24 protein-coding genes and 1 pseudogene are annotated in these 23,891 nt (G+C 62.4%); 15 read left to right on the top strand and 10 right to left on the bottom strand.

Annotation, left to right across the window (positions count from 1 at the left end; all coding sequences use genetic code 11):
- Positions 1-4: 4 nt before the first annotated feature.
- Genes L0F51_RS03220 through dprA form a run of 3 tightly spaced genes read left to right on the top strand, consistent with a single transcriptional unit; the run spans position 5 to position 3,081 of the window.
- Complete coding sequence (locus tag L0F51_RS03220; RefSeq protein ID WP_128294009.1) at positions 5-1,312, top strand: dihydroorotase; 1,308 nt, start codon at positions 5-7, stop codon at positions 1,310-1,312.
- Positions 1,313-1,336: 24 nt separating this feature from the next.
- Positions 1,337-1,951 carry a glycerol-3-phosphate 1-O-acyltransferase PlsY gene (gene plsY, locus L0F51_RS03215; protein ID WP_234627910.1) on the top strand — a complete coding sequence of 205 codons (615 nt, stop codon included), beginning with the start codon at positions 1,337-1,339 and terminating at the stop codon, positions 1,949-1,951.
- Positions 1,948-3,081, top strand: a complete 1,134-nt coding sequence (gene dprA / locus L0F51_RS03210; RefSeq protein ID WP_234627909.1) for a DNA-processing protein DprA — start codon at positions 1,948-1,950, stop codon at positions 3,079-3,081. Before plsY ends, dprA begins: the two co-directional genes overlap by 4 nt.
- Positions 3,082-3,108: 27 nt before the next feature.
- On the opposite strand, the gene L0F51_RS03205 is transcribed toward dprA, so the two are convergent.
- The gene (locus tag L0F51_RS03205) at positions 3,109-3,339 is read right to left on the bottom strand and encodes a hypothetical protein (protein ID WP_234627908.1); all 231 of its coding nucleotides are present in this window, start codon (positions 3,337-3,339) and stop codon (positions 3,109-3,111) included.
- A 148-nt stretch (positions 3,340-3,487) separates the two neighbouring features.
- Between L0F51_RS03205 and topA the strand changes: the two genes are divergently transcribed.
- The 6 genes from topA to rpmG all read left to right on the top strand — a co-directional run bounded on the left by topA (position 3,488) and on the right by rpmG (position 11,007).
- Complete coding sequence (topA, locus tag L0F51_RS03200; RefSeq protein WP_234627907.1) at positions 3,488-6,121, top strand: type I DNA topoisomerase; 2,634 nt, start codon at positions 3,488-3,490, stop codon at positions 6,119-6,121.
- On the top strand, positions 6,076-8,421 hold the full coding sequence (gene rnr, locus L0F51_RS03195) for a ribonuclease R (protein WP_370642365.1): 2,346 nt from the start codon (positions 6,076-6,078) through the stop codon (positions 8,419-8,421). The genes topA and rnr overlap by 46 nt, the downstream gene beginning before the upstream one ends.
- Positions 8,422-8,435: 14 nt before the next feature.
- Positions 8,436-8,846, top strand: a complete 411-nt coding sequence (locus L0F51_RS03190; RefSeq protein ID WP_234627905.1) for a DUF983 domain-containing protein — start codon at positions 8,436-8,438, stop codon at positions 8,844-8,846.
- Positions 8,843-9,583, top strand: a complete 741-nt coding sequence (locus tag L0F51_RS03185) for an NUDIX domain-containing protein (protein WP_234627904.1) — start codon at positions 8,843-8,845, stop codon at positions 9,581-9,583. The genes L0F51_RS03190 and L0F51_RS03185 overlap by 4 nt, the downstream gene beginning before the upstream one ends.
- A gap of 9 nt (positions 9,584-9,592) precedes the next feature.
- Positions 9,593-10,777 (top strand): MFS transporter, encoded by a 1,185-nt coding sequence (locus L0F51_RS03180; protein WP_234627903.1) that lies wholly within the window; start codon positions 9,593-9,595, stop codon positions 10,775-10,777.
- A 62-nt stretch (positions 10,778-10,839) separates the two neighbouring features.
- Positions 10,840-11,007, top strand: coding sequence for a 50S ribosomal protein L33 (gene rpmG / locus L0F51_RS03175; RefSeq protein WP_128294001.1), 168 nt, complete (start codon positions 10,840-10,842; stop codon positions 11,005-11,007).
- Between the two features lie 465 nt (positions 11,008-11,472).
- Here rpmG and L0F51_RS03170 read toward each other — a convergent pair.
- Together L0F51_RS03170 and L0F51_RS03165 are read right to left on the bottom strand one after the other, a co-directional pair.
- Positions 11,473-12,839: pseudogene (locus L0F51_RS03170) on the bottom strand (PleD family two-component system response regulator).
- Positions 12,840-12,849: 10 nt separating this feature from the next.
- Entirely contained in the window at positions 12,850-13,221 is a 372-nt protein-coding gene (locus L0F51_RS03165) for a response regulator (RefSeq protein ID WP_092812467.1), read from the bottom strand.
- Positions 13,222-13,317: 96 nt separating this feature from the next.
- Here L0F51_RS03165 and L0F51_RS03160 point away from each other — a divergent pair, with 96 nt between their 5' ends.
- Both L0F51_RS03160 and L0F51_RS03155 read left to right on the top strand, forming a co-directional pair.
- Positions 13,318-13,614 (top strand): DUF3572 domain-containing protein, encoded by a 297-nt coding sequence (locus L0F51_RS03160; protein ID WP_255701269.1) that lies wholly within the window; start codon positions 13,318-13,320, stop codon positions 13,612-13,614.
- Positions 13,611-14,930 carry a DNA polymerase IV gene (locus tag L0F51_RS03155; protein WP_234627901.1) on the top strand — a complete coding sequence of 440 codons (1,320 nt, stop codon included), beginning with the start codon at positions 13,611-13,613 and terminating at the stop codon, positions 14,928-14,930. Before L0F51_RS03160 ends, L0F51_RS03155 begins: the two co-directional genes overlap by 4 nt.
- Before the next feature lie 23 nt (positions 14,931-14,953).
- Here the strand turns inward: L0F51_RS03155 and L0F51_RS03150 are convergent, their stop codons facing one another.
- On the bottom strand, positions 14,954-15,817 hold the full coding sequence (locus L0F51_RS03150; RefSeq protein ID WP_128293997.1) for a cell envelope integrity EipB family protein: 864 nt from the start codon (positions 15,815-15,817) through the stop codon (positions 14,954-14,956).
- A gap of 124 nt (positions 15,818-15,941) precedes the next feature.
- Between L0F51_RS03150 and L0F51_RS03145 the strand changes: the two genes are divergently transcribed.
- The 4 genes from L0F51_RS03145 to L0F51_RS03130 all read left to right on the top strand — a co-directional run bounded on the left by L0F51_RS03145 (position 15,942) and on the right by L0F51_RS03130 (position 18,834).
- The gene (locus tag L0F51_RS03145; RefSeq protein WP_234627900.1) at positions 15,942-16,403 is read left to right on the top strand and encodes a RidA family protein; all 462 of its coding nucleotides are present in this window, start codon (positions 15,942-15,944) and stop codon (positions 16,401-16,403) included.
- 4 nt (positions 16,404-16,407) lie between these two features.
- A complete protein-coding gene (locus L0F51_RS03140; protein ID WP_234627899.1) occupies positions 16,408-17,127 on the top strand; it encodes a glycerophosphodiester phosphodiesterase family protein in 720 nt (239 codons plus the stop codon).
- A 66-nt stretch (positions 17,128-17,193) separates the two neighbouring features.
- Positions 17,194-18,369 (top strand): GNAT family N-acetyltransferase, encoded by a 1,176-nt coding sequence (locus tag L0F51_RS03135; protein ID WP_234627898.1) that lies wholly within the window; start codon positions 17,194-17,196, stop codon positions 18,367-18,369.
- A 33-nt stretch (positions 18,370-18,402) separates the two neighbouring features.
- A complete protein-coding gene (locus L0F51_RS03130) occupies positions 18,403-18,834 on the top strand; it encodes an HIT family protein (protein ID WP_234627897.1) in 432 nt (143 codons plus the stop codon).
- Here the strand turns inward: L0F51_RS03130 and L0F51_RS03125 are convergent, their stop codons facing one another.
- From L0F51_RS03125 to L0F51_RS03100, 6 genes are all read right to left on the bottom strand, one after another.
- Positions 18,835-19,179: an AzlD domain-containing protein gene (locus L0F51_RS03125; RefSeq protein ID WP_234627896.1), complete on the bottom strand. Its 345-nt coding sequence runs from the start codon at positions 19,177-19,179 to the stop codon at positions 18,835-18,837. It lies immediately after the preceding gene.
- Complete coding sequence (locus L0F51_RS03120) at positions 19,176-19,901, bottom strand: AzlC family ABC transporter permease (RefSeq protein WP_234627895.1); 726 nt, start codon at positions 19,899-19,901, stop codon at positions 19,176-19,178. The genes L0F51_RS03125 and L0F51_RS03120 overlap by 4 nt, the downstream gene beginning before the upstream one ends.
- A gap of 160 nt (positions 19,902-20,061) precedes the next feature.
- On the bottom strand, positions 20,062-22,479 hold the full coding sequence (gene clpA / locus L0F51_RS03115; protein ID WP_234627894.1) for an ATP-dependent Clp protease ATP-binding subunit ClpA: 2,418 nt from the start codon (positions 22,477-22,479) through the stop codon (positions 20,062-20,064).
- A gap of 29 nt (positions 22,480-22,508) precedes the next feature.
- Positions 22,509-22,844 carry an ATP-dependent Clp protease adapter ClpS gene (gene clpS, locus L0F51_RS03110; protein ID WP_092812489.1) on the bottom strand — a complete coding sequence of 112 codons (336 nt, stop codon included), beginning with the start codon at positions 22,842-22,844 and terminating at the stop codon, positions 22,509-22,511.
- Between the two features lie 69 nt (positions 22,845-22,913).
- Positions 22,914-23,117 (bottom strand): hypothetical protein, encoded by a 204-nt coding sequence (locus L0F51_RS03105; protein ID WP_234627893.1) that lies wholly within the window; start codon positions 23,115-23,117, stop codon positions 22,914-22,916.
- A 348-nt stretch (positions 23,118-23,465) separates the two neighbouring features.
- A complete protein-coding gene (locus tag L0F51_RS03100) occupies positions 23,466-23,795 on the bottom strand; it encodes a phasin family protein (protein WP_092812491.1) in 330 nt (109 codons plus the stop codon).
- Positions 23,796-23,891: the final 96 nt, after the last annotated feature.

Below are 23,891 nucleotides of genomic sequence, written 5' to 3'. Positions count from 1 at the left end.
TCCAATGGCCCGTCCAATTCTTCTCACCAATGCCCGCATCGTCGATCCCGCACGCGGTCTCGACAGCCCAGGCGCCGTCGTCGTCTCCGACGGGCGCATCGTCGCCGCGGGTCCCGAAGCTCATAACCACGGTGTTCCCGAAGGCTGGGAGGTGGTCGACTGCACCGGCAAGACGATCATCCCGGGCCTGGTCGATATGCGGGTCTTCGTGGGCGAACCCGGCGCCGAACATCTGGAAACGCTGGAAACCGCAAGCCGTGCGGCGGCGGCCGGCGGCGTCACCACAATCGTCACCATGCCGGACACGGATCCGGTGATCGACGATCCCGCCCTCGTCGATTTCGTCCTGCGCCGCGCCACGCACAACGCGCTCGTGCACGTTCATCCGATGGCGGCGATCAGCAAGGGCCTCAAGGGAGATGAACTCTCCGAGTTCGGTCTCCTCAAGGACGCCGGCGCGGTCGCCTTTTCCGAGGGGCGAAAATCCCTTCGTTCCGCCCAGGTGATGCGCAATGCCCTCACCTATGCCCGCGATTTCGACGCGCTCATCGTCCATCACACCCAGGATGCCGACCTCGCCCGTGCGGGGGTCATGAATGCCGGCGAAGTTGCGACGCGGCTCGGGCTTCCGGGGATTCCGCGGGAAGCGGAAACGATCATGCTCGACCGCGACCTGCGGCTGGCGAAACTCACCCGCGGGCGCTACCACGCCGCCCAGCTCTCCTGCGCGGACTCCATCGCCGTGCTGCGCCAGGCAAAAGAGAATGGTGTGGGCGTGACAGCGGGAGCAGCGATCGCGCATCTCGCTTTGAACGAGGGCGATATCGGGTCGTACCGAACGTTCTTCAAAATGTCGCCTCCGCTCAGAAGCGAGGATGACCGGCAGGCGATGGTGGCAGCGCTCGCCGACGGCACGCTCGACGTCATCGTCTCCGGGCACGATCCGCAGGACGTGGAAGGAAAGCGGCAGCCATTCGCGGAGGCAGCGGACGGAGCTGTGGGCCTGGAAACCCTCCTCTCGGTCGGCTTGCGTCTCGTCCATAGCGGAGAGGTCCCTCTCATACGTCTCATCGAAGCGATGGCGACGACGCCCGCCCGCCTTCTCGGTCTGCCGGTTGGGACACTTCGCCCTGGCGCGCCGGCGGATCTCGCGATCGTCGATCTCGACAAGCCATGGGTCGTGAAGGAAGAAAGCCTGCATTCCCGCTCGAAGAACACCTGCTTCGAAGGGGCGCGACTGACTGGCCGGGTGGTTCGCACACTGGTTGCCGGCAAAACCGTCTATCCTTATGGAGAAGGGCAACGGAATTAGGCCACAGAAACGGGGGCAGAAGCTGTGACCGCCGATGCGAGCAATTGGACACTTCTCCTGCCAACCCTGATCGGCGGCCTTGTTCTCGGCTACCTCTTCGGGTCCATCCCCTCCGGCCTGATCCTCTCGCGGCTGGCCGGGTTCGGCGACATTCGCAAGATCGGCTCCGGCAATATCGGAGCCACCAACGTTTTGCGGACCGGCAACAAGAAGCTCGCGGCCGCGACGCTTCTGGCGGATGCGCTCAAGGGTACGATCCCCATTCTCATTGCCTGGCAATGGGGCTTTGAGCCAGCGCTGGCCGCGGCCTTCGGCGCCTTTCTCGGGCATTGCTTTCCGGTCTGGCTCGGCTTCAGGGGCGGCAAAGGCGTCGCCACCTTCTTCGGCATTCTTCTGCCGCTCTCCTGGCCAACGCTGATTGCCGCGGCGGCGATCTGGATCGGGACCGCCTGGTTCACGCGCTATTCGTCCCTTGCGGCGCTGCTGACGAGTGCATTGACGCCTGTCATCCTGTTCGTCAGCGGCCAGACGCTCCTGGCCGAGCTCTTCCTCGCGGTCACTTTCATCTTGTGGTTCCGGCATCGGGAGAACCTTCGGCGTCTCCTCAACGGCACCGAATCGAAGATCGGGCAGAAGTGAGCACGCCGCCCCCGGAAGGCGTTCGCCTGACGGCAGAGCAGCGACGGGCCTGGCTGCGTCTCATCCGGAGCGAAAATGTCGGTCCGCAGACATTTCGTTCTCTTATCAATCATTTCGGCTCAGCCTCTGCGGCCCTCGAAGCGCTTCCTGATCTCTCCCGCCGGGGCGGCGCGAGACGCAACATCCGGATCGCCAGCGAGGACGATATCGACCGCGAGCTCGCCGCGGCAGAGCGTGCCGGCGCACGCTTCATCGGCATGGGCGAACCGGACTACCCGCCGTGGCTGCGTCATGCCGACCAGCCACCGCCTCTTCTTTGCATGCGGGGTGCATCCGAGGTTCTGGCCCGCCCGGCCATTGCCATCGTCGGCGCCCGCAATGCCTCCCTCGCCGGGCAAAGGATGGCGCAGCGTCTCGCATCCGGGCTTGGAGAGGCCGGTTTCTCGATCGTTTCCGGCCTTGCCCGCGGCATCGATCAGAGTGCGCACCAGGCCGCTCTTGCGACGGGGACCGTCGCCGTCTTTGCCGGCGGCGTCGACGTCGTCTATCCGGAGGAACATCGTCCCCTTCTCGACAAGATCCTCGCGCAGCGGGGCGCCGCAATCAGCGAAATGGCGATGAGCTGGCAGCCGCGGGCACGCGACTTTCCGCGGCGCAACCGAATTATCGCAGGCATGAGCCTTGCGACCGTCGTCGTGGAAGCCGCAGAAAGGTCGGGCTCACTCATCACCGCACGCCTCGCGCTCGAACAAAACCGCGAGGTCATGGCCGTCCCCGGATCGCCCCTCGACCCTCGTGCGGCCGGCACCAATCGCCTCCTAAAACAGGGGGCCCATCTGATCACGGAGGCTGCCGACGTCATCGAGGCCTTGCCGCAAGTCCTCGCACCGCCCACGCGAGAGGGTTTCGAACTCCCGCCTGAGGAGCCCGAAAAGCAACCTCTGATTGAACCAGCAAATGATGATCGCAGTCGCATCCTCGAGGCGCTCGGGCCGACGCCGGTGCATGTCGACGAGTTGATCGCGCATACAAGGCTGCCTGCCCGCCTCGTGGCTGTCGTCCTCTTGGAACTCGAGCTTGCCGGGCGCCTGGAGCGACATCCGGGTGGCCGGATCTCGCTCATCTACTGAAGCAGGGTCGCCACCCACCCTCTGCGTTCAGTTTTGAGGATTGATATCATTCACATTTTCTTCCGTGGCTTCCCGCCAGGCCTCAAGGACGACCATCTCGATGAGATAAGCGAGAAATGGCAGATTCGCCTCATCGGCGCGGCGGCGCCATTGGCTTGCCTCGACAGCGATATCCTCGGCTAAATCCCGCCGTTCCTGTTCATTCAATGTCTGCAAGGCGCGGTGCATCTTCGGCACGATTCGTAAATCAATGTACACGCTTTAGTTGATTTTAAGCTAAGAGAACAGGGGGCGAAAGTGCGCCGCCGACCCACCTTGTCGTCCCGTGGCCTTGACCGCGCCTGTTTCCCAATCCAAGTGAGGCCGTGCGCGTGCCGCCTGTTTCCCCGCCCAATGGAGTACCCGTATGGACCTCGTGATTGTCGAATCGCCCGCTAAGGCGAAGACGATCAATAAGTATCTCGGACCCGATTATCGGGTGCTCGCCTCCTATGGGCATGTGAGAGATTTGCCTTCCAAGGACGGCTCGGTGCGGCCCGACGAGGACTTCGCCATGTCGTGGGAAGTCGCGGACAAGGCCAAGAAGCGTTTGAGCGACATCGCGGAAGCGGCCAAGTCGGCCGACCGCATCCTGCTCGCCACTGACCCCGATCGCGAAGGCGAAGCCATATCCTGGCACGTGCTCGAGGTGCTGCGCTCCCGCAAAGGCTTGAAGGACAAGCCCGTGGCCCGCGTCGTCTTCAACGCCATCACGAAGCGCGCAGTGGAAGAGGCGATGGCGCATCCGCGCATGATCGACGATGCGCTGGTAGAGGCTTACCTCGCCCGCCGCGCACTCGATTATCTCGTCGGCTTTTCCCTGTCGCCGGTCCTATGGCGCAAGCTGCCGGGCGCGCGTTCCGCCGGACGCGTGCAATCGGTGGCGCTGCGTCTCGTATGCGAGCGCGAATCGGAAATCGAACGGTTTCGGCCGCAGGAATATTGGTCGCTGGCGGCCAATCTCGCGACACCGGCCAAGGATACCTTTGTCGCCCGTCTCGTCGCTGCAGACGGCAAGAAGCTGACCAAGCTCTCCATTGGTGACGAGGCGCAGGCGAAAAGTCTGAAGACCCTTCTCGAAGGGGCAGACTTTTCCGTCGCAAGCGTCGAATCGAAACCGCATTCGCGCAATCCGCAGCCGCCTTTCACCACCTCGACCTTGCAACAGGAAGCGCAACGCAAGCTCGGCTTCGATGCGAGTCGCACGATGCAGGTCGCCCAGCGCCTCTATGAGGGCGTGGATATCGGCGGCGAGACGATCGGCCTCATCACTTATATGCGAACCGACGGCGTCGACATGGCACCGGAAGCGGTCGCGGCCGTGCGCGATCTGATCAGTGGCGATTTCGGCAAGCGCTATCTGCCCGACCAGCCGCGGCGCTATTTCGTCAAGGCGAAGAACGCGCAGGAGGCGCACGAAGCGATCCGGCCGACAGATCCGGCGCGCTTGCCCGCCCATGTCGAACGTCAGCTCGATCGCGATCAGGCCAGGCTCTACGAGCTCATCTGGAAGCGCACCGTCGCCAGCCAAATGAGCTCTGCGGAGATGGAGCGCACGACAATCGAAGTCGATGCGAAGAACGGCGAGCATCGCCTCGGCCTTCGCGCGACGGGTTCGGTGGTGCGCTTCGACGGCTTTCTGACCCTTTACCAGGAGGGTCGCGACGACCCCGACGAGGAGGAGGACGGGCGTCTGCCGGCCGTCACCGCCGGCGATGGTCTCGACGCGAAATCCGTCAGTGCCGATCAGCACTTTACCGAGCCACCTCCCCGCTACACGGAAGCCTCCCTCATCAAGAAGATGGAAGAGCTCGGCATCGGCCGCCCGTCCACTTACGCGCAGACGATGACCGTTCTGCGCGATCGCGGCTATGTGCGGATGGACAAGCGGCGCCTCATGCCCGAGGACAAGGGTCGGCTCGTGACGGCCTTCCTGGAGAGCTTTTTCCGGCGCTATGTGGAGTACGACTTCACCGCCGATCTTGAAGAGAAGCTCGACAAGGTGTCCGCCGGCGAACTCTCCTGGCAGGCGGTGCTGCGCGACTTCTGGCGCGACTTTCAGGGCAATCTGGACGACATCAAGGACATCCGCGTCTCGGAGGTTCTCGAAGCACTCAACGAAATGCTGGGCGACTTCGTCTTCCCGCCCCGCGAGGATGGCAGCGACCCGCGCAGCTGCCCCAGCTGCGGCGACGGCAAGCTGTCGTTGAAGCTCGGGCGTTTCGGCGCCTTCATCGGCTGCTCCAACTATCCCGAGTGCCGGTACACGCGCCAGATCACTGAGCCCGATGCGGAGGGTGAGGTCGCGCAACAGGCGATGACCGCGGAAGGCATGCAGCTCGGCGAGGATCCGGAGACCGGAGAATCGGTGATTTTGCGCTCCGGCCGATTCGGCCCCTATGTTCAGCTCGGTCCCGATCCCGCGAAAGGCGAAGAAAAACCGAAGCGCTCGAGCCTGCCGCGCGGCTGGCAGGCCGACGAGATGACGCTCGAAAAAGCCCTTCAACTGCTCTCGCTGCCCCGCGAGATCGGCAGCCATCCGGAAACCGGCAAGCCGATCACGGCGGGTCTCGGGCGCTACGGCCCGTTCGTCTCGCATGATGGCAAATACGCCAATCTGGAGAGCATCGAAGACGTGTTCACCGTGGGCGCAAACCGAGCCATCTCTCTCCTCGCCGAGAAGAAAGGGCGCGGGCGTTCCGGCGCCAAAGAGCTGAAGGCGCTTGGCGAGCATCCCGATGGCGGCGCGGTCGCCGTGATGGAGGGCCGCTATGGCCCCTACGTCAATCACGGTAAGATCAACGCGACACTGCCGAAGGACAAGGATCCGCAGACGATCACGCTGGAAGAAGCGCTCGAGCTGATCGAGGCCAAGGCGGCGAAGGGGGGCAAGACGAAGAAGGCCACCGCTCGCAAGACGCCAGCCAAGAAAAGCGCCGCGAAAAAGCCGGCTGCATCGAAAACCAAAAGCACCAAGGCGAAAGCCAAGGCAGAAGGCTGAGCTTGCCGAAGAAACCCAAAAGCACACGTCCGCGCCTGCCAAGCGAGCAGGATATCCTGAACTTTGTCCAAGACTCCGAGGGCAAGGTGGGCAAGCGGGAGATTGCGCGTGCTTTTGGGATCACCGGCCCCGACCGCGTGGCGCTCAAGCGCACCCTCAAGCAGATGGCGGACGAAGGCCTGATCGCCTCGCCGCGTAAGGCGATCAGGGCATCCGGCACCCTGCCCTCCGTCACCGTCTTGCGCGTGATCGACGTCGACGACGATGGCGATCTGGTCGGGACGCCTGAGCAATGGGATGAGGCGGAAGGCAAACCTCCACGTGTGAGATTGCCGTTGCCCCCGGCCGGCAAGCGACGCGGCAAGCCCACGGCAGGTGTCGGCGACCGCGTTCTGACCCGCATCGAGCGAAGCGGACACGACGGCCCATATCGCGGCCGGATCATGAAGCTTTTGGAGCGCGTGCCCGACCGGATTGTCGGCATCTTCAAAGCAGACCCCGGCGAACAGGGCGGCGGACGCATCGTGCCCACGAACCGGCGCGCGAAGGAATACATCGTGCCGCCCAGCGAAGCTGCCGGCGCGGTGGATGGTGAGCTCGTTGCCGTCGAGCCGCTGTCGAAGAAGCGTCTCGGGCTGCCGTCGGCGCGGGTGTCGGAGCGCATCGGCGATGTCTCTTCCGAGAAGGCGATCAGCCTGATCGCGCTCGAGGAAAACAACATCCCCTACGTCTTCCCTCAGCGGGTGATCGACGAGGCGGAGGCCGCAAAGCCGGCCGGGATGGAGCACCGGAACGACTGGCGCGATCTTCCTCTCATCACCATCGATCCGGCCGATGCCCGCGACCACGACGATGCGGTGTATGCGAAGCCCGATCCCGACAACGAGGGCGGCCATATCGTCACCGTGGCGATCGCCGATGTGGCCTATTACGTGCGCCCCGGCTCGGCCATGGACAAGGAAGCCGTGAAGCGCGGCAATTCCGTCTATTTTCCGGGACGGGTCGTGCCGATGCTGCCGGAGCGCATCTCCAACGATTTGTGCTCGCTGCGCGAAGGAGAAGACCGGCCGGCGCTCGCCGTGCGTATGGTCTTCGACAAGAACGGCCGCAAGACCTCGCACCGCTTCAGCCGCATCATGATGCGCTCGGCCGCGGCGCTCTCCTACGAAGAGAGCCAGGCGGCGATCGATGGACGTCCCAACGAGCGCACGCAGCCGCTTTTGGACAACGTCCTGAAGCCGTTGTGGGATGCCTACGAGGTGCTGAAGGCAGGGCGAGATTCGCGCGAGCCACTCGAACTCGATGTGCCGGAACGCAAGGTCCAGCTCGACGAGAGCGGCGCCATTCAGCGCGTCTATGTGCCGCCGCGTCTGGACGCACACAAGCTCATCGAAGAATTCATGATCCAGGCGAATGTGGCAGCGGCCGAAGAGCTGGAAGGCCGCAATTCTCCGCTCGTCTACCGGATTCACGACGAGCCATCCTTCGACAAGCTGGAAGGGCTGCGAGATTTTCTCGGGTCGCTCGACATGAGCCTTCCGAAAAAGGGCAATCTGCGCCCGTCCGAATTCAACACCATCCTGAAGAACGTCGCCGACACGGCGCATTCGATTTTGGTCAACGAAGTGGTCCTGCGCTCACAGAGCCAGGCACAGTACTCGACCCAGAACATCGGCCATTTCGGTCTCAACCTGCGCCGCTACGCGCATTTCACCTCGCCGATCCGACGCTATGCCGACCTCCTGGTGCATCGCGCCCTGATTTCCGCTCTCGGCGCCGGCGAAGGCGGCCTCGGCAATATGGACGAGGCGGCGATGGAGAAAATTGCCGCGGAGATTTCGCTCGCCGAGCGTCGCGCGATGACGGCCGAGCGAGACACGCTCGATCGTCTCGTAGCCTCCTGGCTTTCAGAACGGGTGGGCGCGCGCTTCTTCGGCCGAATCCGCGGCGTGACCCGAGCCGGTCTCTTCGTCGAACTGGAAGAAAGCGGTGCGGACGGATTCGTGCCGATCTCCACGCTCGGCAGTGAGTTCTTCATCTACGACGAGACGCTGCACAGGCTCTACGGCGCCGATAGCGGCGCCACATACCAGCTCGGCGATCGTGTGGAAGTGCGCCTTGCCGAGGCGACCCCCTATGCCGGGGATCTGAGGCTCGAGATGTTGAGCGAGGGCACACGCGGCAAGCCCGGCGGAAGGCCCTCGGGGCATAACAATGCCGGGCGCAAACGCCCTGGCACCACGAGGCCACGGGGACCCCGAAGCCCCAAAAGGGGAGCCCCTTCCCGAAAACGCAAATAGCGGAAAGGACGCGTATGAAGCGACCACGCCCAGTGATCGGCTCCATTCTCCGGGGGATTGCCGGCCGGTGTCCGCAATGCGGAAAAGGTTCTCTCTTCCATGGCTTCCTGAAGGTGCCCGACGCCTGCTCGGTCTGCGGCGAAGAGCTGCATCACCATCGCGCCGACGATGCCCCACCCTATTTCATCATTCTCATCGTGGGGCATGTGATTGTGGCGATGGCGCTTGCCGTGGAGCTGATGTTTCAACCTCCGATCTGGGTGCACATGGCGCTGTGGGTGCCGCTCGCCACGCTTCTCTCGCTTGCCCTTCTGCGTCCGGTCAAAGGTGGTGTGATCGGCCTGCAATGGGCACTTCGGATGCACGGCTTCGATCCGGAAAACGCCGATGCCGCCGACAAGAACGTCGATACGGCCTGGCAATGAGCACTCCGCAGGAGCTCGAGCAGCCGCAACAGGCGTCGGAAAAACCGCCTCGGCTGCGCCCGAAACCCGCGGCCACCTTGATCATTCTGAGCGGCGAGAGAGGAAAATGGCGCGTCCTCATGGGCAAGCGCTCCGAACACCACGCCTTCATGCCCGGCAAGTACGTCTTTCCCGGAGGACGCGTCGAGCGTAGCGATTATTCCGCAGCGATGGCGAGCGATCTCGACCCGGTGGTGGCGGCCAAACTGAAAGCGGGGCGAGCCGGATGCGCGACACACCGCCAGGCGCGCGCACTCGCGCTTGCTGCGATCCGGGAGACCTTCGAAGAAACCGGATATCTGGTGGGCGAGAAAGCCGAAGCGGCAGCCGATGCGGCTCGGCCATCCAATCCGGCGTGGCGGGCCTTCACGAATGCCGGTGCCCTTCCCTCACTTTCTCCAATGCGTCTGATCGCCCGGGCCATCACGCCGCCGGGTCGGACACGGCGCTTCGACGCACGGTTCTTTGCGGTGTTCGAAGATTCGGTCGTCGGCCGTCAGGAGAGCCTCGACAAAGAGCTGTTGGAACCGCGCTGGCTGACATTCGAAGAGGCCTACGAAACCGGACTCGCAAATATCACCCGGCGCGTCCTGGCGGATCTTGCAGCGCGTCTGGACGAGGATCCCGACCTGCAGCCAGGAGCTGGCGTTCCCTTCCATTTTATGCATTACGGTCGCAGACAGAGCGAGATTCTCTAGGAGTTTGAGGTGAGCTTGAGCACCGCGCTCGGTGGACGCCTCGCTGCACTGGGGCTGACCAGGGGCGCGATCGCGGCAATTTCCACCATGATTGCCGTCGGCACGGCGATCAGCCTGTTGTCTCCTCTCGTTGCCTTGACCTTGTCCGGCCGCGGCGTGTCGGAGCGCACGATCGGCTTTCTTGTGGCGACCCTTGCGCTTTCGGCTCTGTTTTCGACGCCGTATGCCCCACGGATCGCGCACCGCTTCGGAACCGCGAGAACCATCTCGTATCTTCTGCCGGCAGCGGCGTGCCTCATTCCCTTCGCATGGTACGTGACGGCGCTGCCCATCCTGTTCGTGCTCTTGTTCGTCTACGGCATGTGCGTGTCGATCTGCTTTGCGCTGTCGGAATTCTGGATCAACGCCGTGACGCCGCATCACAGACGCGGCATCGTCATGGGCATCTACGCCACTTGCCTGTCGATCGGATTCGCCTTCGGGCCGATGCTGATCTCGATCACGGGGCTCTCCAGCCCCCTTCCCTTCTTCCTGGGCTCGGCCCTGTTCGTGATTGCCGTCATGCCGACATGGATGGCGCGCGATGTGTCTCCCGATTTCTCCGAGAAACCCTCAGGTTCTTTCTTCTCCTTTATTTTCGCGGTGCCGATCGCAACGTTCGGCGTGCTGGTCTTCGCCATGGCCGAATCGTCCGGCTTTGCCTTCCTCCCACTCTGGGGTCAGCATCTTGGATATGCGCCGGCCATTTTTCCGCTGCTCGCCTCGGCGATGACGCTCGGCAATGTCGTCTTCCAGATCCCACTCGGTCTCGTCGCCGACAAGATCGACAAGCGCCTGATCCTGCTCGTCTGCGGACTGGTCGGCTGCCTCGGCATGGTGATCGCGAGTGCGGCGACGGCGAACTGGCTTGTGCTTGCCGCCGTCCTGTTTCTTTGGGGCGGCGCATCGGCGGGTCTCTACACAGTCGGACTGGCGCATCTTGCGGCGCGATTCTCAGGCGGTGATCTCGCCTCTGCCAATTCCGCGTTCGTCTTTTGCTATGCTCTCGGGATGCTGATCGGCCCGGTCATGGTGGGCGACGCGATGAATCGCATGCCTACGACCGGTTTCCCGATCGCGATCGGGGCCGCCTTCGGCGCCTATTGCATCATCGCCGCGGCACGCCTGGTGCGTTCGCGCGCCGAGACGCCTTGACTTCCGAAGCCAGAGGGGTCATGTCACCCTCAAATTCCCGCCATTGAGCAAGGACTGAAGCGATGGCCAAGGCCGCGACCATTAAGATTCGTCTGGTGAGCGAGGAAGGTACAGGCACCTTCTACGTCACCAAGAAGAATGCGCGCACGATGACCGAGAAGATGACGAAGCGGAAATATGATCCGAAGCTCAAGAAGCACGTCCTCTTCAAGGAAGCGAAGATCAAGTAGCTTCGCTGCATCAGCGGATTCAAGAAAGGCGCCCTGCGGGGCGCCTTTCTTTTTGTGCGTTCGGATTGCTCTGACTGGGAAAAAAAGTGGCCGGCCGGTCGCGACAATCGAGGAGGCCACGTGTCGCGGCCGGACCGGCCGACCCCACGGCGCCCAGGAGATGCGGCGGACCTGAGCAAGTCCATGGGGTATCTCGCAAAACCCTAAACCCGATCGGTGGGCTCAATGTGCAATTGAGCGCAAGGAACGGCGCGAATCCAGCCTGCGGTAAACAATTGGTAAATTCTAACGTGCACAATTGTACCAAAATGGAACAGGCTCTCTCCCGCTCCAGAAAAGCACTTATTTTATATCGGCTTACGCCATCCCTAAAAGTTGGGGACAACTGCGCACAGAGCTCCTGCGAGCGAAATGGTCAGACAGACAGGTCGCCAACCGATGACGTCGGGTCTCGCGGCGCCTCGCTCAGGCGGCTTGGGCCACGCGATTACGGCCGGCGGCTTTCGCCTCGTAGAGCGCCTTGTCGGCGCGTTTGATGAGTTTGCCCGGGGTGTGTCCTCGGGCCCTTCCAGGCGCGACAAACCGATGCTCACCGTCACGGGGAGCTTTTGCCCTTCCCGAGTGGTGAACGGCTCCGCCTCGACATCGCCCCGCAGACGCTCGGCAATCAGCACAGCCTGCTCGATGGCCGTCTCCGGCATGACGACGAGAAACTCTTCTCCGCCGAATCGGACGATGAGATCGATGCCCCGCACGCCTTTCCGCAGGCGCGTGGAAAACTCCCGCAACACGTCATCGCCGGCATCATGGCCGTAACGGTCGTTGATGCTTTTGAAGAAGTCGATATCGAAAAGAAGGATGGAGACCGGCTTACCGTGCTCGACCGAACGGCTGAGCAGCGACACGAGATGGCTGTCGAGATAACGGCGGTTGTGCAATCCGGTCAGGGGATCGGTGATGGCCAGCTCGACGGCGTTGGTGACCATCGAGCGCAGCCGATCCGAATAACGTTTGCGCCGCAGCTGGGTCGTCACGCGCGCGCGGAGTTCTGCTTCGTCGAGCGGACGGACGATATAATCGTTTATTCCGAAATCGAGTGCGCGACGCAGCTTCGCGCTTTCGTCGGGATCGGTCACGATGAGGATCGGAACGTAGCGCAGATGATCGATCGATTTGATCTGCGAGCATAAGCGCAGCCCGTCCTGACCTGACAACGAGAGGCTAACGATGAGAAGGTCGTAGACCGAGGTCTCGACGGCGGCGAGAGCCTCCGGAGCCGTGGTGACGAAATCGGCATCGACGTCGCGACCAAGCGCCTTGCGCAGATGGCGGGTGGAACTTTCCCGGTCATCGACAACCAGAATCCGCGACCCTTTGAGCTGCGGGCTCGTGAAGATGGCTCGCGAATCGACTCCGACAGACTGCATGGCGGCGGCGCGCAGATTGAGCTCGTCGGTCACGCTCTTCAGCCGTACGAGACTGCGCACGCGCGTAAGGAGTTCGATCTCGCTCACGGGCTTGGTCAGGAAATCGTCGGCCCCACAGCGGAGCCCTTTGACCTTGTCTTCCGCAGAATCGAGAGCGGTCACCATGATGACCGGAATATCGGCCGTTTCCGCCTGGTTCTTGAGCGCCTTGCAGACATCGAAACCGGTCAGCCCCGGCATCATCACATCCAGGAGAATGAGATCGAGACGCTCGCGCGAGGCGATCTCGAGAGCCTCCTCGCCGGAGAGCGCGGTCCGGACGTCGAAATAGTCCAACTGAAGCCGCGCTTCGAGCAACCTCACATTCGCGGCAACATCATCGACGACCAGGATACGCGCTGTCACGTTTCAACCCTCATGCGTCGCCGATGTAATTGCGAACATTCTCGATGAAGGAGGCGACGGAGATCGGCTTCGACAAATAGCCTTCGCATCCCCCCTGCCGTATGCGCTCCTCGTCGCCCTTCATGGCGAAAGCTGTTACAGCGATAACGGGAATGTGCTTCAGCTCATCGTCTTGTTTGATGAGGCGCGTGACCTCCAGCCCCGAAATCTCCGGAAGCTGGATGTCCATGATGATGAGATCGGGCCGTTCGGTCTTCAGTGTCTCCAGCGCTTCGTACCCGTTGCGCATGGGGAGCGTCCCGTAGCCCTTGGCCCTCAAAAGATCGTTGAAGAGCTTCATATTGAGCTCATTGTCTTCAACGATCATGACTGTCTTCGGCATGAATACGCCTCTTTGGACGACGGGTCGAAGCGGTTGAGGATCCGCCGAAACCGCGCATAATTTGACATAAGCCTTTTAAGGAAAGGCAAACACAACATGATCAGAGCCCGCCGAATATCCAGAGACCGTGCCGAGGAAATCGCGGTCATGGCCCTCGGCCATATCGCCTCCAGGCCAGATCTGCTCGGACGTTATCTCGACCTGACGGGTCTGCGGCCCGACGGCCTTCGACAAGCCGCGAGCGAGCCGGGTTTCCTCGCCGGCACTTTGACCTTTCTGTTGGCACATGAGCCGGACCTCTTCGATTTCGCCGAAGCCGCGGAGCTGCACCCGGAGGAAGTGGTCGAAGCGGCGCGCCAATTGGGGGCCAAAGAGCTGCCGCAGGTGGGATGAGCGGGACCGTGCGTGGGGCTTCCTCAAAGACGCTGTGCCGCGACTGCCTCGCCCGCTACGACGTGCCCTTGTCACGCTGCCGGGCCTGTGGCAGCCCACGGGTCGTCCAGCATGGCGAACTCTTTGAACTCGCGATCGCGCATATCGATTGCGACGCCTTCTATGCGGCGATCGAGAAGCGCGACGATCCCAGCCTCGCCGATCATGCCGTCATCATCGGCGGGGGCAAACGGGGCGTCGTCGCAACCTGCTGCTATATCGCCCGAATCAAAGGCGTGCGCTCGGCGATGCCGATGTTCAAGGCGCGCCAGCTCTGCCCCGAAGCCATCGTCATCCGCCCTAATATGGCAAAGTACGCCGCTGTCGGCCGCGACGTTCGAGCGATGATGCTGGAATTGACGCCGGCCGTCGAACCGCTCTCGATCGACGAAGCCTTCCTCGACCTCTCCGGGACGGAAAGGCTGCATCATGCCCCGCCGGCGGCGGTTCTCGCCGCCTTTGCGCAGCGGGTGGAGAAAGAGATCGGCATCAGCGTCTCCGTCGGCCTCAGCCACAACAAGTTCCTCGCCAAGATCGCGTCCGATCTCGACAAGCCACGCGGCTTTTCCGTTCTCGGCCGAAACGAGACGATGGATTTCCTCGCCCGCCAAAAAGTGACGGTCATCTGGGGCGTCGGGGCCGCCATGCAGCGTCGGCTGGAGAAAGACGGCATCGCCACGATCGGCCAGATTCAAGGCATGGAGGAAAGCGTTCTGGCGCGCCGCTATGGCGCCATGGGATTGCGGCTCGCCCAGCTTTCGCAGGGTCACGACGCACGGCCCGTCAAGTCCGAGCGGGAGGCGAAGAGCATTTCGGCCGAAACCACATTCGAAACCGACCTCGCTCTCGAGAGCGAATTGATGCCCGTCCTGCGGCGCCTCTCCGAAAAGGTTTCGGCCCGCCTCAAGGAAAAGACGCTTGCCGGCCAGACCGTCGTGCTCAAGCTCAAAACGTCGGATTTCCGCACGCTGACCCGCAGTCGCGCCTTGAGCGATCCGACGTCGCTCGCCGACAAGATCTTTCGCAACGGGCGCGAACTTCTTCTGAAAGAGCTCGGCGGCTCTTCCTACCGGCTTCTCGGCATCGGCGTCAGCGAACTTCAGGATGCTGCGCGGGCCGACCCGCTCGATCTTCTCGATCCGGAAGCCGGCCGCCGCGCTCAGGTGGAAGAAGCGATCGACCGGATCCGCGCAAAATTCGGCGCGCACGGTGTCGATTTCGGGCTCACCTTCGAGGCGGGAAAGCCCAAGAAGCGAGAAGGCGACACGCGCCTCTGAACGTCTGATTTGTGCGAGCTGCGCTACTGGCTCTTGCAGGGCTTGCTGGCGAGCGGCTCAATCCGCTGGAGCTCCCCGTTGAGAACATAGTCGCCATAATCCATCACCAGATTGCGCGTGACACCGTTCTCGTAGAGCGTGAAGCTCATCTGATAAGCCGGCATTTCTTCACCGCTTTCCGGCTTCGCTTCCTCGCCATCCTTGAAGTAGGCGACCGATACCGGCCAGTGCCGGCACTTGACGAGCGGACTGTCCGGCAGACCAGAAGGAGTGCCATCGGCCGTCAGTTTGTCCGGCAGACCGATGACTGCGGTCGCCGTGTCCGCCGTTTCACCCGAGCCCGAACCTTCATAGATCACGCTAGACAAGAACCGTTGATCGGTTCGGGCGGCAGCAAGCAGCGCGTTGAGATGCTGGCCCGGAAAAAGCGGGGCTGCGCCGAGCTCGACCGTCTTGTCCTTTGGCGTCGTCAGGTCGACGACCACTTTGCCGTTCTGTCGGTGCGCCACGCCCTCGATCTGCTCGACCACCTGATCATTGAGATAGGTGTCCGAGGAAAAGCGGTAGAGGCCGCCCTGCCCGTCTTCGAACGTCGACACGCGGAAATCGAGGAGGCGATCTCCCCCCTCTCCGCCGACCAGATTGACGACGAGACGCTGCGTCATCGTATAGCCTTCGCAGGCGTTGCCGGAGACCTCGAAAACCATGCGCCCGCGAGCATCGGTGATGCCTGACGCATCCGTCGACTTCGCCAACGTGATAGCGTAGACGGCGCGATGCGGCACCGGAGCGGTCACCGGCTGAGGGGCTGGCAGAGGCGTCGCCGCGGTCAGAAAACCCACGGCGAGCATCGAGACGGCAAGATGAACAGGACGGATCGTCTGCATGGGCGGCTTCAAGACCAGGAGTGCGGCGAAAGCGAGACGGCTTTCGCTTCAGCCGTCAGAATGAACGCGACTGGCAGAAAATCAACCGATTAGACTGCAGCGCGCAATGCGCGGGAGATATGAGATGAGCGTCACGGACAAGCTGGCATCCCTGGGTATCACACTGCCGAAGGCAGCGGCACCGGCGGCCAATTACAAGAGTTATAGCCGCCATGGCGACCTCCTGTTCATTTCCGGCCAGCTGCCGATCGAGGCGGGCCAGCTCGCCGTGACAGGCAAGCTCGGCGGCGCGCTCGCCGTGGCCGATGGCCAAAAGGCAGCCCGTCTCTGCGCCATCAATATTCTGGCACAGATCAACGCCGCCCTTGATGGCGATTGGGATAGGCTCGGCGCTCTCGTGAAAATCACTGGATTTGTGGCGAGCGATCCCTCGTTCGCCGAGCAGCATCTCGTGATCAACGGCGCCTCCGATCTCCTCGCCGAGGTGCTCGGTGAACGCGGGATGCATTCCCGTTCGGCGGTCGGCGTGCCCGCGCTGCCGCTCGACGCAGCGGTCGAGATCGAAGCCATCGTGGCGATCGGCTAAAGCTATGTCGCGTTTCGGCTCCCTCTCGTTCATCGCATCGCGTCCCCTCGCCCATCGCGGACTGCACGACGCCTCGAAGGGCCGGCCTGAAAACTCGCTCGCGGCTTTCGAAGCCGCGATCGAGCACGGCTACGGAATCGAATGTGATGCGCATCCCTCTGCCGACGGCGTTGCAATGGTCTTTCATGACGACGAGCTGGCGCGCATGACGGGAGCCGAAGGCGCGTTTCGCGACCGGAAGGCGGAGGATCTGGTGCCCCTTCGGCTTTCGGGTACCAAAGAGACCATCCCTAGGCTTTCCGACCTTTTCTCGCACGTCGGGGGCCGCGTGCCCATCGTCCTCGAGCTGAAGAGCATCCCCTCGCGGGACGCAGGATTTGCGGAAGTGATCGGAAAAACCATCGCCGATTACGACGGGCCGCTTGCCATCATGTCGTTCGATCCTTTTTTGCTCCACGATATGCAGCGGGTGACGCGCGCCCGTCCGCTCGGGCTGACCCTCGAAGGCAATGTCACGGCCTGCCATTGCCATATCGCGGCGATCCAGCGACTGGGTCTCGATTTCGCCTCGTGCCGGGTCGCCGACCTTCCTCATTTCGCACCGCTTTTCCGTGAAGCGGCGCCCGACAACCCGCTCATCTGCTGGACCGTTCGAAACGGGAAGCAGCGGGAGACAGCCGAAAGGTGGAGCGATCAGATCACGTTCGAGGGTTTTATGGCCTGAGAAGCTTCATCCAATTCTTCTCTCGCCGCCATTGCGGCAGGCGTCTTTCGCATTACCATTGCCCGCATGGAGAACGGCTCCTCTTCCATCAATCTGCGTGTGATCTCCGGCTTGCGCGAGATCGACCGCCTGGCGTGGGATCGCTGCGCCAATCCACCCGGCACCGACGTGAACCCGTTCCTGTCCTGGGACTTTCTGGAGGCACTGGAGCGGGCCGGCTGCGCCACGGCCCGCACCGGATGGGCGCCTCGTCACCTCGTTGCAGGCGGTGAGAGCAGCGAGGTCTGGGGCGTTGTCCCGTGCTATCTGAAAAGCCACTCGCAGGGCGAATACGTCTTCGACTACGGCTGGGCCGATGCGTTCGAGCGGGCGGGCGGTCGCTACTATCCCAAGATCCAGGTGTCCGTCCCCTTCACTCCGGTCACCGGCCGCCGTCTTCTCGTGGCGCCAGGCCCCGAAGCCGAGGCGCGGCGTCAAATTCTTGCGGCCGGCATTGCCGAAGTCACCCGGCTGCACGATGCCTCCTCGGCCCATGTCACCTTTCTGCCGGAGGCGGAGGCGTCAGAACTGGAAGATGTCGGCTTCCTCGTCCGTACGGATCAGCAGTTTCACTGGACGAACAACGGCTATGAGACGTTCGAGGATTTTCTGGGCGACCTCTCCTCGCGCAAGCGCAAGGGCATCCGGAAGGAACGCCGCGACGCCCTGGAAGACGGCGTGGAGGTGGAATGGGTTTCAGGCGCCGACCTCACCGAGGCGCATTGGGACGCCTTCTTCGAGTTTTATATGGACACCGGCGCCCGCAAGTGGGGCCGCCCCTATCTCAATCGCAGGTTCTTCTCGCTGATCGGCGAACGCATGGCCGACCAGATCGTCTTGATCCTCGCCAGACGCGCCGGTCGCTACGTCGCGGGCGCGCTCAACTTCATCGGCAGCGATACGCTTTACGGACGCTATTGGGGATGCATCGAAGAACATCCCTGCCTGCACTTCGAGCTCTGCTATTATCAGGCGATCGATTATGCCCTCGCGCATGGGCTCACGCGTGTCGAAGCGGGCGCTCAGGGACCCCACAAGCTCGCCCGAGGCTACGTGCCGGTCACCACCTACTCGGCTCACCTCATCGCCGAACCGAGATTTCGTCGCGCCGTGGCGGATTACCTTGCAAGCGAGCGGCGACACGTGGAATTGGAAAATCGCATCCTCGCCGAGCACACGCCGTTCCGAAAGGGAGAGGCCTGAGGCGAGCCCAGCGGCATATTCAAGGAGCGCGCAATGAGCCAGCCCTACGACAACGACAATGTCTTCGCCAAAATCCTCCGCGGCGAGATCCCGGCGATCAAGCTCTTCGAGAACGACCACACGCTCGCCATCATGGACATCATGCCCCGTGGCGACGGTCACTGCCTGGTCATTCCGAAAGCGCCGTCGCGCAACATTCTCGATATCGACCTGAACGATCTGCAGAACCTGATGGCCACCGTGCAAAGGCTCGGCCGCGCCGTGGTCAAAGCCTTTGAAGCGGATGGCCTGACGATCAGCCAGTTTTCCGAGCCGGCCGGCGGTCAGGTGATTTTCCACACGCACTTCCACGTGCTGCCGCGCTTCGAGGGTGTCGAGTTGAAGCCGCATAGCGGCGACATGGCCGATCAGGCCGTCCTTCAGGAGCAGGCGATGAAGATCAAAGCCGCCCTTGGTGGAGCTTGATCACAGAGCGCTGAAAACCCAGGCGGCGCCGAGCAGCGCCGCCTCTGCGGCGAGCACTCCGACAAGAACGCTCTTCCGGCCGAACCAGAAAGCCACATAGCCGAAAGCGCCCGCCCCCAGTCGGATCAAAAGCGGCACGTCAGACAGAGCCCCGCTCGGCGAGACGATCAGATTGCCGATAACGCCAGCGACAAGAGCCGTCGCGACGGCCCGCACCCATAAGAGAAGGTCCGATTCTTCCTTGAGGCGCGCGCCGACGAGGACACCGAGCCAGCGCCAGATATCCGTCGCACATGTGCCGGCGATCAGAATGAAGAGATACGGGGCGAAATCGCTTTGCGTCATGCGCCGGTCTTCTTGGCGCGCAGAAGCTTGTGGGCTCCGAAGGCCAGAGTTCCGCCGATCACTCCGGCCCAAAGGAGATCGAGGCCAATCCCTGACGCCCGCAAGACAGGCCCCAACACAAGACCGAAGACCAGCGCGAGACGCTCGGCGGCAAGGCGCGCAGAGGCCGTCAGAGCCGTCAAAAAATACATCGGCGTGAGGAAGAAGAGGCCAGCCGCCAACAGCGGCGGCAGAGAAGCCGCGCTCACGTAGCTGATCGCAGTGATGCAGACATTCACGGAGATGAGGGTCGCACCAAACCCGGCGAAATAGGCCGCACGCTTGTCCGGCGGCGTGTCACGCAGGCGCATCACGCTCCACACCCAGGCCGTCACGGCAACGCAGTGAGACATGAGGATGAGCTGCCATTTGCGGGTCTTCGGGCCACGCACAAGTGGCACCCATGCCGCCGTCATCGGCATCAGACGGATGGCGGAGAGCGCAACGGCAACGCCTGCAACGACGACAGATGTTCCAGCCGCCATGGCGCCCACGAGCACGAGCTGGCTCGGCAAAGCCCAGACGAAGCCTGTCATGAAGACGGCCTGCCCGAGCGTGATCCCCGATTCCCGGCACAAGACCCCGAAACCGATGAAAGACGCCATCAGAATAAAGGCTGGCACCGAGACGATGCCGCCCACTCCGCGCAGGAACCAGCGCAGTCCTGTATCTTCGTCGCGCATTGGCTCCTGCATTCTTCGGGAGATGGCGGGAGGGTCGCGAACGTCCCGAGACGGAAGATCGCCGGGCGCTGCATGGAAAAGCCGGCGCGCCAGAAGGCGAACCGGCCCGCTTTGGAGAAGAGGACGATGGGCCTGCCGCCCACCGTCCTCTTTGAGGGTCTTACTCCACTTTCAATGGCACGCTCGGCACCGAGCCTCCGCCCTTCTTCGGCGGTTTCTTGCTTTCGGCCTTGGTACGCTTGGTCGAACTCTTGCTCTTCAACGCGGGCTTCGGCTTCGGCCGGGCATTTTCGTCCGGGATCGATTCGAGCTTCAGGCCCGTGGTCCCGTCTTCCTTCTCCTCAACCGTCACCTTGACGATGCCGCCCTTCTGCAAGCGTCCGAACAGCACCTCTTCGGCCAGAGGCTTCTTGATCACCTCCTGGATGAGGCGGCCAAGCGGGCGAGCACCCATACGCTCGTCGTAGCCGTTTTCGGCAAGCCAGGTCGTTGCCGCCTCGTCGAGCTCGAAGGTGACGCCGCGATCGGCAAGCTGTGCCTCAAGCTGCAGAATAAACTTCTGCACGATCATGTTGACCACCGCCGGCGGCAGCGAGCCGAACGCGATCGTGGCGTCAAGACGGTTGCGGAATTCCGGCGTGAACAGGCGGTTGATCGCCTCCTCGTCGTCGCCGGTGCGCTTGCTCGATGCAAAGCCGATCGCCGGCTTGGCGAGATCGGCGGCTCCCGCATTGGTCGTCATGATGAGGATGACGTTGCGGAAGTCGACCTGCTTGCCGTTATGATCGGTCAGCTTGCCGTGATCCATCACCTGCAGAAGGATATTGAAGATATCCGGGTGCGCCTTCTCGATCTCGTCGAGCAGGAGCACGCAATGCGGGTGCTGGTCGATGCCATCCGTCAGGATGCCGCCCTGATCGAAGCCGACATAACCTGGAGGCGCACCGATCAGCCGCGAGACGGTGTGCCGCTCCATATATTCCGACATGTCGAAACGCAGGAGATGCACACCGAGCAGATCTGCGAGCTGACGCGCCACTTCCGTCTTGCCGACGCCGGTCGGGCCGGAGAAGAGGTAGTTGCCGATCGGCTTCTCCGGTTCGCGCAGGCCCGCACGTGCGAGCTTGATCGCCGAGGAAAGCGCTTCGATCGCCTGCTCCTGCCCGAACACGACGCGCTTCAGGTTGGTCTCCAGATGCTGGAGCACCTCCGCGTCGTCCTTCGAAACCGACTTCGGCGGAATCCGTGCCATGGTCGCGATCGTGGATTCGATCTCCTTCACGCCGATCAGCTTCTTCCGCCGGCTCTCAGGCATCAGCTTCTGCGAGGCACCGCTCTCGTCGATGACATCGATCGCTTTATCGGGGAGCTTGCGGTCGTTGATATAGCGGGCCGAGAGCTCCACCGCCGTGCGGATGGCATCGTTGGTGTAGCGAACCTCGTGATGCTCCTCGAAGTACGGCTTGAGGCCTTTGAGGATGTCGACGGTGTCCGGGATCGAAGGCTCGTTCACGTCGATCTTCTGGAAGCGCCGGACAAGCGCCCGGTCCTTTTCGAAGAACTGGCGATATTCCTTGTAGGTGGTGGAGCCGATGCAGCGGATCGAACCGGAAGCCAGAGCCGGCTTCAAGAGGTTCGACGCGTCCATCGCGCCGCCCGACGTGGCACCCGCACCGATCACAGTGTGGATCTCGTCGATGAACATCACCGCGCCCGGAAACGCCTCGATCTCCTTGATGACCTGCTTCAGACGCTCCTCGAAGTCGCCGCGATACCGCGTGCCAGCAAGAAGAGCGCCCATGTCGAGGGCAAAGATCGTGGCGTCCTTGAGAACGTCCGGCACATTGCCTTCCACAATGCGCTTGGCCAGCCCCTCGGCAATGGCCGTCTTGCCGACGCCGGGATCGCCGACATAGAGCGGGTTGTTCTTCGAGCGACGGCACAGAACCTGGATCGTACGCCGCACCTCGCCTTCACGGCCAATCAGGGGATCGATTTTCCCGCGGATGGCCTTTTCGTTGAGGTTGACGCACCAGGCGTCGAGCGCATTGCCGGCGGAAGCCTCGCCCTCCTCGTCCGGCGCGGCCTTGCCCGGGGTCTCGGGAGCACCCTTGGAGGGCCTCGGCTCCGACAGGCCCGGGCGCTTCGCAATGCCGTGCGAGATGTAATTCACCGCGTCGTAGCGCGTCATATCCTGCTCTTGCAGGAAATAGGCCGCATGGCTCTCGCGCTCCGCGAAGATCGCAACGAGCACATTGGCCCCCGTCACTTCTTCACGGCCGGAGGATTGAACGTGGATGACGGCACGCTGGATGACGCGTTGGAAGCCGGCTGTCGGCTTTGAATCGTCCTCCGTCTGGCTCACGAGGTTGGCAAGCTCTGTATCGACGTATTCCGTCAGATCAGCTTTCAACCGGTCCAGATCGACACCGCAAGCGCGCATGACGGCGGCGGCGTCTTTGTCATCGACGAGCGCCAAGAGCAGATGCTCAAGCGTTGCGTATTCCTGACTACGTTCGTTTGCCGAAGCGAGCGCTCTGTGCAGCGCCAGCTCCAGTGAGCGGGAAAATGATGGCACGTTATAGCCCTTCCGATCGACTCCGTTCGCTACTTCTTTTCCATTACGCATTGCAGAGGATGCTGGTGCTGGCGTGCAAAGTCCATCACCTGAGTCACTTTTGTCTCTGCCACCTCGTAAGTGAACACGCCGCACTCACCGACGCCGTTGTTGTGCACGTGAAGCATGATCTGCGTCGCCGCTTCCTGGTTCTTCTGGAAGAAACGCATCAAGACGTGCACGACGAACTCCATCGGCGTGTAATCGTCGTTCAGGAGAAGGACGCGGTAGAGGTTCGGACGCTGGGTTTTCGGCTTCGTCTTTGTGACGACAACCGTCCCGGTGCCATTTTTGTTGCCGGAATCGTCGCGGTCGTCTTTGGCCATGAAACGCCTCGGTCTCCCCTTATCTATCCCTCCTGCCAAACCGTAATTTAGGTAGGCTCGGGTGGAATGCTAGAGCCGTTCGTAGGCGCTGTGTAGGGGCAGCCGGCCACAGAATTTCAAAAAGCTCGAAGAGCGGATGGCTGAAACGCCGGTTGAGCGAAGGGCGAAACGATGCTCGAACGGGATGTAGTCGAGGATCTCTGACGCGGCCTTTGCCCTCGCATCGATCGGCCCGACCGCAATCGCAGCCTTGCCCGACGGATCAGCCGCCAAGGCAAATTCTCATCGCGGAAAATTTCTCCCACTCCTCCTCCTTGCCAGCGTCGCCACGATCCCACGGGGCGGTGAAAGTCCGCTCGCTGCGGCCGCCATCTCGCTTCTCGCCTTCGCGCTAGCGCATGGGCTTTCTGGGGTATTGGCGTCTGTCTCTGGCTGCGTGACATTGCCGTCCGGATCGTCGGCCATGTGCTCACCGACCTCAACGGTCTCGTCATGGCCCCACGCCTTGGAGGAGACCGAAACCCGTAGGCCAGTCGTGAACCGCAATTCCACACAAAAAAAAGCCCGGCCAGCGGCCGGGCTCTAAACATCCTGAAAGGATGAGACTTTGATCGATCGCCCTCAGGCGCGCTTTGCAGCGAAGTCCTCGAACGGCTTGATCATGTCGCGGGCGAGGTCGACGTAGAGCTCGCCGATGCGGGTCGCCTGAGCAACAGCACCCTCGTAGCTCGACCGCGCATATTGCGTCTGGGCTTCGATCGCTTTGTCGAGCGAATTGACGCCCATCAGGCTTTCCACGTGAGCCGCCGTATCCTCGAACGACTTCTTGGAATAGTCCGCCGTTTCCGCGGCAATGGCCTGCATCCGCTTCGACACCAGGCCGAAGCTCTGCATTGCTTTGTCCATGCCGAGCGTGCTCATTTTCTGCAAATCTTCAAATGCGTTGGTCATCACAAACCCCCAAGTAAGTGGCGCTACACGGGCCCTTCGTCCGGCCCCGCTGATGCGTGTCATCAGATATATGTGCGTTGCACAAATTTCGCAAGT

This window comes from Afifella sp. H1R, assembly GCF_021462425.1.
Taxonomy (GTDB): Bacteria; Pseudomonadota; Alphaproteobacteria; order Rhizobiales; family Afifellaceae; genus Afifella; species Afifella aestuarii.
Note: the sequence above shows the minus strand (reverse complement) of the source record. Positions and strands in the feature narration are given on the sequence as shown.

Bases quoted from the DNA above. Each gene is read 5' to 3' on its own strand.
- L0F51_RS03100 (WP_092812491.1), bottom strand. From the start codon at position 23,795: ATGACCAACGCATTTGAAGATTTGCAGAAAATGAGCACGCTCGGCATG.
- L0F51_RS03135 (WP_234627898.1), top strand. From the start codon at position 17,194: ATGGAGAACGGCTCCTCTTCCATCAATCTGCGTGTGATCTCCGGCTTG.
- topA (WP_234627907.1), top strand. From the start codon at position 3,488: ATGGACCTCGTGATTGTCGAATCGCCCGCTAAGGCGAAGACGATCAAT.
- L0F51_RS03165 (WP_092812467.1), bottom strand. From the start codon at position 13,221: ATGCCGAAGACAGTCATGATCGTTGAAGACAATGAGCTCAATATGAAG.
- L0F51_RS03220 (WP_128294009.1), top strand. From the start codon at position 5: ATGGCCCGTCCAATTCTTCTCACCAATGCCCGCATCGTCGATCCCGCA.
- L0F51_RS03140 (WP_234627899.1), top strand. From the start codon at position 16,408: ATGTCGCGTTTCGGCTCCCTCTCGTTCATCGCATCGCGTCCCCTCGCC.
- rpmG (WP_128294001.1), top strand. From the start codon at position 10,840: ATGGCCAAGGCCGCGACCATTAAGATTCGTCTGGTGAGCGAGGAAGGT.
- L0F51_RS03185 (WP_234627904.1), top strand. From the start codon at position 8,843: ATGAGCACTCCGCAGGAGCTCGAGCAGCCGCAACAGGCGTCGGAAAAA.
- clpS (WP_092812489.1), bottom strand. From the start codon at position 22,844: ATGGCCAAAGACGACCGCGACGATTCCGGCAACAAAAATGGCACCGGG.
- L0F51_RS03125 (WP_234627896.1), bottom strand. From the start codon at position 19,179: ATGACGCAAAGCGATTTCGCCCCGTATCTCTTCATTCTGATCGCCGGC.
- L0F51_RS03130 (WP_234627897.1), top strand. From the start codon at position 18,403: ATGAGCCAGCCCTACGACAACGACAATGTCTTCGCCAAAATCCTCCGC.
- L0F51_RS03190 (WP_234627905.1), top strand. From the start codon at position 8,436: ATGAAGCGACCACGCCCAGTGATCGGCTCCATTCTCCGGGGGATTGCC.
- L0F51_RS03155 (WP_234627901.1), top strand. From the start codon at position 13,611: ATGAGCGGGACCGTGCGTGGGGCTTCCTCAAAGACGCTGTGCCGCGAC.
- L0F51_RS03160 (WP_255701269.1), top strand. From the start codon at position 13,318: ATGATCAGAGCCCGCCGAATATCCAGAGACCGTGCCGAGGAAATCGCG.
- L0F51_RS03150 (WP_128293997.1), bottom strand. From the start codon at position 15,817: ATGCAGACGATCCGTCCTGTTCATCTTGCCGTCTCGATGCTCGCCGTG.
- L0F51_RS03145 (WP_234627900.1), top strand. From the start codon at position 15,942: ATGAGCGTCACGGACAAGCTGGCATCCCTGGGTATCACACTGCCGAAG.
- L0F51_RS03120 (WP_234627895.1), bottom strand. From the start codon at position 19,901: ATGCGCGACGAAGATACAGGACTGCGCTGGTTCCTGCGCGGAGTGGGC.